The sequence below is a fragment of the Streptomyces oryzae genome (assembly GCF_017676365.1).
Classification (GTDB): domain Bacteria; phylum Actinomycetota; class Actinomycetes; order Streptomycetales; family Streptomycetaceae; genus Streptomyces; species Streptomyces oryzae.
In genome coordinates, this window is record NZ_JADKMA010000248.1 from 1 (window position 1) to 9,468 (window position 9,468).

The following is a 9,468-nucleotide window of genomic DNA, read 5'->3' on the forward strand; positions in this document are numbered from 1 at the left end:
TTCCCCGAGCGGTTCCCCGTGCCCCCGCCGGGTCCGGTACCCCGTGGTTTCCCGTACCCGCCACTCCCCCGTGGCGTCGCGATCCGCCTGCCGGCGGCCCCGTTCAGTACAGCCGGATCGGCAGCGTGCTCAACCCCCGTACCAGCAGGCTGTTGCGCCACTGGAGGGTCTCCGGCTGCCGTGCCAGGCTCAGCTCGGGGAAGCGGGCCAGCAGCCTGCTCAGCGCCACCTCGATCTCCACGCGGGAGAGCGGTGCGCCGAGGCAGTAGTGGATCCCGTGCCCGAAGGCGAGGCTGCCGCCCAGCGGCCGGGTGAAGTCCAGCCGCGCCGGGTCGGGGAACTTCTCGCCGTCCCGGTTGGCCGCGATGAGCGACACCAGCACGAACTGGCCCTTGGGGATGGTGGTTCCCCCGACGGTCACCTCGGTGGCGGTGGAGCGCAGCGTGGCCACATTGACCGGGCCGTCGAACCGCAGCAGTTCGTCGACCGCGTTGGGCATCAGTGACGGGTCGGCCTTGAGCTCGGCCAGCTTGTCCGGGTTCCGCAGCAGCGCCACGACGGCGTTGCCGACCATGCTGGCGGTGGTCTCGTAGCCGGCCACGAACATCAGCGCGCAAGTGGAGACCAGTTCCCGGTCGCTGAGCCGGTCCCCGTCCTCGCGGGCGTTGATCAGCGCGGTGATCAGGTCGTCGGCCGGATCGGCACGCTTGGCCTCGATGACGTCGACCAGATACTGGTCGACCCCGCGTACCGCCTCGTTCATCCGGGCCGGGTCGTTGGTGGTGAAGATGGTCTCGGTCCAGGTGCGGAACGCGTCCTCGTCGGCGGGCGGGATGCCCAGCAGCCGGCAGGTGACGGCCATCGACATCGGGAAGGAGAGCGTGCGCAGCAGGTCGACCTCGCGCTCCGCCGCCATCTTGTCCAGCAGGCCGTCGACGATCTGCTGGATCTCCGGACGGAGTGCCTCGACCCGCCTGCGGGTGAACGCCTTGGCCGCCAGCTCGCGCAGCCGCGTGTGGTCCGGCGGGTCGGCGAAGAGCATGTGCTTGGTCAGGATGTCGGTGTAGCCCTCGTGTGCCGACACCCCGGTGCTCTGCTGCGCGAAGATGTCCGGGACCCCGGTGAAGTCCTTGGTGAATCTCGCGTCCGACAAGGCTTCCTTGGCTTCTTCGTAACGGGTGATCACCCAGACGTCGATGCCGTCAGGGGTCCGCATCGCGTGGACGGGACCGTCCGCGCGGAGCCGGTCGTAGACCGCGTACGGATCCTGGAAGAACGACATGTCGAGGACTTCGCGGCCCGGCCCGGTCAAGGTCGTCATTCGCTTCCACCTCTCCTGTCCCACAAGGGGTTTTGAACCTACGGGCCCGCAGATGGGCCTGCCAATAACGAGAATCAGTTACGCCCTCCGGCGGGCAGTGGCGCCGCTGTCGGGGACACCGGCGCCGTGGTCTCGGCGAGTGTGACCACCCGCGCGACCGCGACCCGGGACCCCACCCGCAACTTGCGCAGGATCCGGCCGACATGGACCTGGACGGTGTTCAACTTGATGTCGAGCGCGCTGGCGATCTGCTGGTTCGAACTGCCCCGCGCGATCAGCCGGGCCACCTGCAACTCCCGTGGGGACAGGCACTGGATCTCGCCAGGACCCCGCCCTGCCCCGCCCGCCGGCGCCGTACGGCCGGCAGCGCGCAGCAGCCGGACGTTGTCCGCCGCGATGACCGCGGCGCAGCGCCGGTAGATCTCCTCGGAGCGGGCCAGCGCCGCCTCGGCCGCCGCCGGGCGCCCCCGGCGGCCGTGCGCCGCTCCAGTCGTCAAACAGGCGGCGGCCAGGCCCAGTTCGGCGCCCGCCCGCTCGAAGGCCGCGCGTGCCGCGTCGGCCGCGCGCTGCGCCGCGTCCGGGTCGGAGCCCAGCACCGCCTCGGCGTGCGCGAGCTGCGCGTAGCCGTGGCAGCGGTCCAGTCCGCAGGCGAGCGCGCTGCGGGTGGCCAGCCGGCTCCACTCCTGGGCCTCGCCGTGCTGGCCCAGTGAGGCGTCCGCCGCGGCCAGCACGGCGTACACCCGGGACCTGGCGACCACCGGGACCAGCGGCAGCCGCTTGCCCCCCACGGCCTCCAGCACCGCGTCGCGGCCGTCCCGCAGCGCGCCGGTCTGCACCATCGACATCCCGGTCAGCGCCAGAGCGGCGTTCCCGAACCAGCCGGAGGACCCGGGCACCGCCTGTGCCTGGCCGGCCAGTTCGCGGGCGCGCTCGCTGTCCCCCGCCTCCAGCGCGATCTCGCTGAGGGCGATGAGCGCCATCTCGCGCAGGTCGGCGCTGCCTTGCAGCTCGGCCAGCCGGTGGGCGTGCTGGGTGTGCTTCTCGGCCTCGCCCAGTCTGCCCAACTCGCGCAGGGTGGCGCCGAAGAGGACCCGCAGCAGTACGGCGTGATCCCCGTCGCCGGTCGACTCGGCGATCCTGAGGCCGCGGCGCTGGTGCTCCTCGGCGTCGGAGAGCCGTTGCAGCTGGACCTCGACCCAGGACAGGTCGGCCAGTAACGACAGCCGGGGGCCGACACCGGCGTCGTCGAGGCCATCCAGGTAGGCCGCCACCCGGTCGATGTGGTCCCGCGCCGCGCACAGCGCTCCTGTCCAGCAGCCGGCCAGGGCCAGCGACATCCTCGCCTCGAGCGTCGCGCCGTGGTCGCCGCAGGCGACGGCCCGGTCGAAGGCCCGGGCAGCGTAGTACTGCTGCCGTAGGTGGTCGTTTTTGTAGAGGTAGCACCTGCCCGCCTCGAGCAGGAGGGGAAGTGCGGCGGGATCCGCACTTCCGATGCGCGCCAGCTCCCCGTTCAGCTGGGCGAGTCGGTGGTCGGGGCCGCTGAGCTGCTCGCGCAGCACCGCGTCGAAGTCGGGAGTCGGAAGGTCGTCTCGGTGGAAGAACCGCGCCACGAAGAGAGGTATGTGCGCCTCCATGAGGGCATCTTCGACCAGGTTTGCGACGCATATGACTCCGGCCGCCCGACTGTATCCCTCCTCACATACCGGGCAGTACGGGAACTACAACTCCCGTTCAACAAGGACACGTTGAGGCTTCAACTGCCGATCAGCGTTCCTCCATCACGCGACGCCGGGCCGCCACGGAACCCCGTTGACACGTTCGACAGGCTCTTGTTTTGATGCGGCGGGCACGTGACGGGGACACGGGGCGCACGTCGCCCCACGGGGGACGAGGGTGGGCAGATGACGGGGAGGCTGCTGGCTGTCAGCGATCTGCATGTCGCCTTCCAGGAGAACCGCGACATCGTCGCCTCGCTGCATCCGGCCTCGGACGCCGACTGGCTGATTGTCGCCGGTGATGTGGCGGAGCGGTTCGCCGACGTCGAATGGGCGCTCGGGCTGCTGGCCGGACGGTTCGCCAAAGTGATCTGGGCGCCCGGCAACCACGAGCTGTGGACGCACCCGAACGACCCGGTGACCCTGCGCGGCGACCGCCGCTACCGGCGGCTGGTCGACATGTGCCGCGGGCTGGGCGTCGTCACGCCCGAGGACCCCTACCCGGTGTGGCGCGGCGAGGGCGGCCCGGTGGCCGTCGCCCCGCTGTTCCTGCTCTACGACTACTCGTTCCGGGTGCCCGGCGCCGAGACCAAGCAGGAGTCGCTGCGCCTCGCCCACGAGGCCGGAGTCGTCTGCACCGACGAGTACTTCCTGCACCCCGACCCCTACCCCACCCGGGACGCGTGGTGCCGGGCCCGCGTGGAGTGGACCGAGCGCCGGCTGGCGGCCATCGACCCCGCCCTGCGGACGGTGCTGGTCAACCACTATCCCCTGGTACGCGAGCCGACCAGGATCCTGCGCCACCCGGAGTTCGCCCAGTGGTGCGGCACCGAGCGGACGGCCGACTGGCACCGCCGTTTCCGTGCGGCAGCGGTCGTCTACGGGCATCTGCACATTCCGCGCGTCACCTGGCACGACGGCGTCAGGTTCGAGGAGGTGTCGGTGGGCTACCCGCGCGAGTGGCGCCCCCGGCCACCGCGCGAGCCGCTGCGCCCGGTGCTGCCGGCCCCCACCACAGGCCAGTCCCCCGTACCCACGGCGGCCGACGCGACTGAAGAGGCCACGCTGCTACAGGAGTTGCTGCCCGGCACGGTGGTCACAGCCGAGACGTTCGAGGACGTGCCGGGGCCGCCGGCCGACCATCTGCACCCGCAGGAGGCGCAGGTCGTCAGCCACGCCGTGCCCCAGCGGCAGCGCGAGTTCGCCACCGTACGGCTGTGTGCCCGGCGCGCTGCGGGCGCGCTGGGCGTACGGCCTGTGCCGTTGCTGCCCGACCGGCGCGGCGCTCCCCAGTGGCCGGACGGCGTGGTCGGCGCCATGACCCACTGCGCGGGCTACCGGGGCGCCGCCGTTGCCCGCCGCCAGGATGTGGTGGGTCTCGGTATCGACGCCGAGCCCAACCAGCCCTGCCCGGAGGGGGTGCTGGAGCTCATCGCGCTGGAGCGGGAAGTGGAGTGGGTGCGCACACTCTCGCACACCATGCCCGGAATCCGCTGGGACCGGCTGCTGTTCAGCGCCAAGGAGTCGGTGTTCAAGGTGTGGTATCCGCTGACCCGCCGCGAACTGGACTTCGACGAGGCGCATATCGAGGTCGACCCGGTCGAAGGGACCTTCACGGCACAGCTGAGCGTGGCGGCGCCGACGGTCGACGGCAGACGTCTGGACCGGTTCACCGGCCGCTGGCTGTGCCGCAACGGCCTTCTCATCACCGCCATCAGCCTGCTGCCCGCGGCCGGCCAGGCCGCCTCCGCAGCCCCGGAGCGGCTGCGTCAAGTGCTCGTGCCCGATATCGCCCCGCACCCGGCGGCGGCCGAGGCCGTTCCCCGCCCCGCCGCCCGCTGACCACCGCGCCCGGACAACGGTGGTCACCGCGCCGGGACGGGGGGGGAACGGGGCATGGTCTGCGCGAGGAAGGAGCGCAGACCGGTCAGCACGGTCTTGCCCGTGTTGTACGTCGGCACGACGATGCTGACCTTGACGGACTCTTCGCTGGCTGAGGGTGTTGCGGTGTGCACTGCGGCGGCTTTCCTCCGGTCATCTGCAGGCGCCCGGCGCGGGTACCCCGTCACCCGGAAGGAATGCCGGCCGGCCGGCGGTCAGTGCGGGTTCAGCGGAATCTCGCACCACACCCGCTTGCCGTTGCCGCGCGGTTCGACCCCCCAGTCGGTGGCCAGCTCCTCGATGAGCATCAGGCCGCGCCCCGAGGTGGCCTGTTCGGTTGCGGCCCGGCGCTGTGGGGCGGTGGGCGAGGTGTCGGTGACCGCGATACGGAGCGCCCGGCCGCCGTTGCGCACGGGCCGTGCGGTGAGGGTGGCGTCGCCTTCGGTGTGCAGCAGCGCGTTGGTGGCCATCTCGCTGGCCAGCAGCTCGGCGGTGTCGGCGAGGGACCCCAGGGACCAGCGGTGCAGCGCCGTACGCAGGGCCTGCCGGGCCGCGTGCAGCGAGCCCGGGTCGCTGGGGGAGATGGTGACGGCCATCTGCGGTGCGGCGGCCCGTCTGCCGGACGCCCGGCGCAGCAGCAGGAGCGCGACATCGTCCTCCTCCCCCGTGTAGTGGCCCATGGCGCGCAGCAGATGGTCGGCGAGGGCGTCGGGGCGCACCGGGCCGGCCCGTACAGCGCTCAGCAGCTGCGCCCGGCCCTCGTCGATGTCCCGGGTACGGGATTCGATGAGGCCGTCGGTGAACAGCAGCAGCGTGGAGCCGGGTTCCACCACCGTTTCGGACATCGCGTACGGCGGCTGCGCCCCCGGCGCCGTCAGCCCCAGCGGCAGCCCGCCTGGCGCGTCCACCCATACGCAGCTGCCGTCCGGCCGGCGCAGCACGGGTTCCAGGTGCCCGGCGCGGACGCTGGCGGCGACTCCGGTGCGGGGGTCGTACAGCACCAGGAGGCAGGTGGCGAACCGGTCGGTGTCCAGTTCGGCGAGGAAGGCCGAGGCACGGGCCATGACGGTGAGCGGCGGATGCCCCTCCGCCGCGTAGGCACGCAGCGCGATCCGCAGCTGCCCCATCACGGCCGCGGCGGTCACATCGTGGCCCTGCACGTCGCCGACGACCGCGGCGACCCGGCCGTCGGGCAGGGTGACGGCGTCGTACCAGTCGCCGCCGATGCCGCCGCGGGCCCGCGCCGGGCGGTATCGGGTCGCCATGCCGAGCCCTGCCACGTGCGGGATGTGGCCGGGGAGCATCGCCGTCTGCAGTCCGGCGGCGAGCTCGTGTTCCTGGTCGAAGAGGAGGGCGCGCTGGAGCGACTGGGCGATGGTGTTGCTGAGCGCGGTCAGCACCGTGCGCTCGTCGTGGGTGAAGCGGTTCTTGCCCTCGTAGGTGAGGCCCACGGCGCCGATCGGGGTGTCGTGGGCGATCAGTGGGAGGTAGACGGCGGCGGTGGCCTCGGGCACCAGCTCGAGATATCTGCGCAGCCCCGGATAGCGCTCGCCGAACTCGTCGCGCCCTGTGACGAAGACCGGTTCCCTGGTGCGGATCGCCTCGGACAGCGGCAGCGGGGCGCCGATCCGGGACAGGTGGAAGTCCCGGATGATGGCGTCGGGGACGCCGTTGGAGCCCACGAGCCCCAGGCGTCCGCCGTCCGCCAGCCCCAGGATGATGCTGGCCGCGCCGAGCCGCTGCACCAGCCGGGTGGTGGTGAGCGCCTCGGCGACGTCGTCCACCGTGACGGTGGGGGCGAGGGCGTCGTTGATGTGGCCCACGATGTCGGCCTGCCGGCGCCGGTCGCTCTTGGCCTGCCGCAGTTCGCGCGTCTGGTCGATGGCCCGCAGCTCCTGGCCCGCGTCCCGGATGATCCCGATGACCTGCGCAGGTTCGCCCTTGTCGTCGCTGATGACGGTGGCCTGGGAGTGCGTCCAGCGCAGCGAGCCGTCCGGGTGGCGTACCCGGAAGTAGAGGCTGTAGCCCGTCCGCTCCTTCAGGGCCCGGCCGACCTGCGCCTCGATCTCGGGCAGCTCCTGGGGGAGCATCCGTTCGCCGATGGTGGCGGGGCGGTTGTCGTACTCCTCCGGCTTGAACCCCACGACGGCGAGCCCGGCGTCGTCGAACCGCATCTCGTCGCTGGGCAGGTCCCAGCAGAAGCTGCCCATGCCGTTGACGGCGAGCGCGACATGGGCTGCGACCGGTGGGTCGCCGCGCTGGGCGGGCCCCGTGCTCGGTTCGCGGAAGCGGTGCATCGCTGTCTCCCGATCGCGTGGCCCCGGTGCCTGGGTCCCCGCTCGGCGGCGGCCGTGACGGCAGGCGCCGGCCGGGACCACTCGACCATCATGCGGGCAGCGGCCCACCGCCGCCCGTCGGGTGGTGCACCAGGGGCAACGCGAGGCCGGGACGCGCGGGGGCCGGGATCAGGGCTTGCCGCGGGCCTGGCTGGCGGCCTTCTCGGCGGCATCCGACTCCGAGTCGTGCGGCCCCGTCGAGAGCTTGCCGCCGGAGCTCTCGATGTGGGCCCGGACGAACCACTGGAAGAGCTCCAGCTTCCGCAGGTGCTCGATCAGCAGATCCTGGGTGACCAGGTCCGAGCTGTCGGTGGCGTCGACGGCCTTGCGGTGGTCCTCGATCACTCCGGTGTAGACGACATCCAGCGCACCGAGATGCTCGATGGCCTCGGCCCGCCCGAGCGTGTAGTCGCCCCAGGTCCGCTCGGCGACCAGCACTCCCGGGGTGCCCCAGGGCGAGCCGCCCAGCGTCGAGATGCGTTCGGCCGTGTTGTCGATCATCTCGCGGACCGCCTCGACCTGCGGATCGAGCATCTCGTGCACGGCGATGAAGTGCGGTCCGATCACGTTCCAGTGCACATGCTTCAGCGTCAGCGCCAGGTCGTTGAGGGCGTGCAGCCGCATCCGCAGAAGCTGGATGACGCTGCCACCGTCGGCCGTGGACATTCCCGGGACGGTGTAGGACGGCTTCGAGCCATTGGTGTGTGCTGCCACGGTGCGCTCCAATCCTCGGAAGTTGGCAGAACGTAGAGCGGGGGCGGCATCAGTCGCGGGGCGAGTGCCGCTCCTGCGCGGCCGCGTACGCGTACTGGAGGAAGTCCGAGCCCGCGACGGCCGCGAGCCCGGTCATGCGGGGTCCGTGCGGTGGCGGGTGCGACCGCATGCACGACGAGCAGCGCGGAGGTCGGCCAGGGGAACGGGCAGAACGGCCAGGTCACCAGCTCGCGGGTGCGCAGGTCCTTGGGCGCCCGGCGCCCGGCCCATCGCGCCGCGAGCGCGGCCCCCGCGACGCCGGTGCCGAAGAAGGGGAGAACACGGCCGGATATCCGCCCAGCGGAAGCTCGGCGCCGGGGGCGTAGTCGTGCTCGTGTTCCCGTACGGCCTCGCGGATGTGCGCTGCATGCCGGGCATGCGGTCACCTCCCATACGAGGCCGCCCGTCAGCGGCCGAGAGCGCGCTGGAGCTCGTCCTTGTTCATGTGGGAGCGGCCCTTGACACCGCGCTGCCTGGCCTCGTTGTAGAGCTGGTCACGGGTGGGACCGGCGGGTCCTGTGCGGTTGCCGGAACGCTGACCGCCGCGCTTGGGCGCGGGCTTGTCCTGCACGGAGGTGCGGCTGGCCCGCTTGGCCTCGCCCTTCTGGGCACGCTCCTTGTTCACCGTGCGGGCCGCGATCTCCTTGGCCCGGCCGGTGGAGGCGCCCTGCCGCTTGGCGCCTTCCTTGATGTGCTCGTACTGGCGCTCGCGCTTGCGGTTCGACCCTGCAGGCATGGTTCTCCTCCGTCTCGGCGGTGCGGTGCTGTTTGTCCGTAATCAGCACTTTGACCGTTCCATCCTCCGCCTTCACGGCGCGGACGGCGACCGCACCCCGGGTTCCACATGCACGCGGCGCCACACGTGTGCGCCCCGAAGGGCGCGGGGAACTGCTCCCCCAAGCTTCGCTGGCAGCACTTCAGGGGCGGGGCCCTCAGTCCGTGGCCCGCATTTCGAACCAGGTGGTCTTACCGCGGGGAAGGAGGTCCACGCCCCAGCGCTCGGCCAGGGTGTCCACCAGGAAGAGACCGCGACCGCTGGTGTCCAGCTCGCCGACCGGCATCAGACAGGGCAGCCCGCGCGAGGGATCGCGAACCTCGACGCGGACCCCGCCCGAGCGGCACACCATCCGGATGCCGATGGTGTGCGCACCGGTGTGCCGTACGGCGTTGCCGACCAACTCGGAGACGAGCAGCACGGTGTACTCGGTGCGCTGCGCGGAGAAGTCCCAGCGCTGCTGAAGGACGGCCTCGGCCAGCCGGCGGGCCAGCCGCGCGGACTCCGGAAGGTTCGGCAGCGGCACCTCCCGTACGGTCGGATCGCCCACCCGGTCGAGAACGGTGCTCACCGGCTCGGCACACCACGTCACTGCTGGGTCTTCCGGAACCCGTTCGGTCACGCTCGCCACATCTCCCTGACCCGCCATGGCCCCCATGATGGCGGCAGCGGGGAGCCCCTGGGGCC

Annotated in this window: 8 protein-coding genes and 1 pseudogene; 2 read left to right on the plus strand and 7 right to left on the minus strand. The window is 71.9% G+C overall.

Going from position 1 to position 9,468, the window contains the following annotated elements; translation table 11 throughout:
- Positions 1–103 precede the first annotated feature (103 nt).
- Both ITI46_RS31085 and ITI46_RS31090 read right to left on the minus strand, forming a co-directional pair.
- Positions 104–1,321 (minus strand): cytochrome P450 family protein, encoded by a 1,218-nt coding sequence (locus ITI46_RS31085; protein ID WP_209243275.1) that lies wholly within the window; start codon positions 1,319–1,321, stop codon positions 104–106.
- Between the two features lie 74 nt (positions 1,322–1,395).
- A complete protein-coding gene (locus tag ITI46_RS31090) occupies positions 1,396–2,955 on the minus strand; it encodes a LuxR C-terminal-related transcriptional regulator (protein ID WP_209243276.1) in 1,560 nt (519 codons plus the stop codon).
- Positions 2,956–3,222: 267 nt separating this feature from the next.
- Between ITI46_RS31090 and ITI46_RS35930 the strand changes: the two are divergent.
- Positions 3,223–4,059 (plus strand): annotated as a pseudogene (locus ITI46_RS35930) (metallophosphoesterase family protein); the annotation flags it as partial.
- Positions 4,060–4,155: 96 nt separating this feature from the next.
- Complete coding sequence (locus tag ITI46_RS35935) at positions 4,156–4,878, plus strand: 4'-phosphopantetheinyl transferase family protein (protein ID WP_307808394.1); 723 nt, start codon at positions 4,156–4,158, stop codon at positions 4,876–4,878.
- A 23-nt stretch (positions 4,879–4,901) separates the two neighbouring features.
- On the opposite strand, the gene ITI46_RS31100 is transcribed toward ITI46_RS35935, so the two are convergent.
- The 5 genes from ITI46_RS31100 to ITI46_RS31120 all read right to left on the minus strand — a co-directional run bounded on the left by ITI46_RS31100 (position 4,902) and on the right by ITI46_RS31120 (position 9,439).
- On the minus strand, positions 4,902–5,051 hold the full coding sequence (locus tag ITI46_RS31100) for a glycosyltransferase (protein ID WP_209243278.1): 150 nt from the start codon (positions 5,049–5,051) through the stop codon (positions 4,902–4,904).
- Positions 5,052–5,132: 81 nt separating this feature from the next.
- Positions 5,133–7,214: a SpoIIE family protein phosphatase gene (locus tag ITI46_RS31105; protein ID WP_209243279.1), complete on the minus strand. Its 2,082-nt coding sequence runs from the start codon at positions 7,212–7,214 to the stop codon at positions 5,133–5,135.
- Between the two features lie 168 nt (positions 7,215–7,382).
- On the minus strand, positions 7,383–7,919 hold the full coding sequence (locus ITI46_RS31110; protein WP_209243281.1) for a Dps family protein: 537 nt from the start codon (positions 7,917–7,919) through the stop codon (positions 7,383–7,385).
- Between the two features lie 493 nt (positions 7,920–8,412).
- Positions 8,413–8,742 (minus strand): plasmid stabilization protein, encoded by a 330-nt coding sequence (locus tag ITI46_RS31115; protein ID WP_209243280.1) that lies wholly within the window; start codon positions 8,740–8,742, stop codon positions 8,413–8,415.
- 196 nt (positions 8,743–8,938) lie between these two features.
- On the minus strand, positions 8,939–9,439 hold the full coding sequence (locus ITI46_RS31120) for an ATP-binding protein (RefSeq protein WP_209243282.1): 501 nt from the start codon (positions 9,437–9,439) through the stop codon (positions 8,939–8,941).
- Between the last annotated feature and the right edge of the window lie 29 nt (positions 9,440–9,468).

Excerpts from the sequence above, each read along its gene's own strand:
- ITI46_RS31085 (WP_209243275.1), bottom strand. The coding sequence starts at position 1,321 with ATGACGACCTTGACCGGGCCGGGCCGCGAAGTCCTCGACATGTCGTTC.
- ITI46_RS31090 (WP_209243276.1), bottom strand. The coding sequence starts at position 2,955 with ATGGAGGCGCACATACCTCTCTTCGTGGCGCGGTTCTTCCACCGAGAC.
- ITI46_RS31105 (WP_209243279.1), bottom strand. The coding sequence starts at position 7,214 with ATGCACCGCTTCCGCGAACCGAGCACGGGGCCCGCCCAGCGCGGCGAC.
- ITI46_RS31110 (WP_209243281.1), bottom strand. The coding sequence starts at position 7,919 with ATGTCCACGGCCGACGGTGGCAGCGTCATCCAGCTTCTGCGGATGCGG.
- ITI46_RS31115 (WP_209243280.1), bottom strand. The coding sequence starts at position 8,742 with ATGCCTGCAGGGTCGAACCGCAAGCGCGAGCGCCAGTACGAGCACATC.
- ITI46_RS31120 (WP_209243282.1), bottom strand. The coding sequence starts at position 9,439 with ATGGGGGCCATGGCGGGTCAGGGAGATGTGGCGAGCGTGACCGAACGG.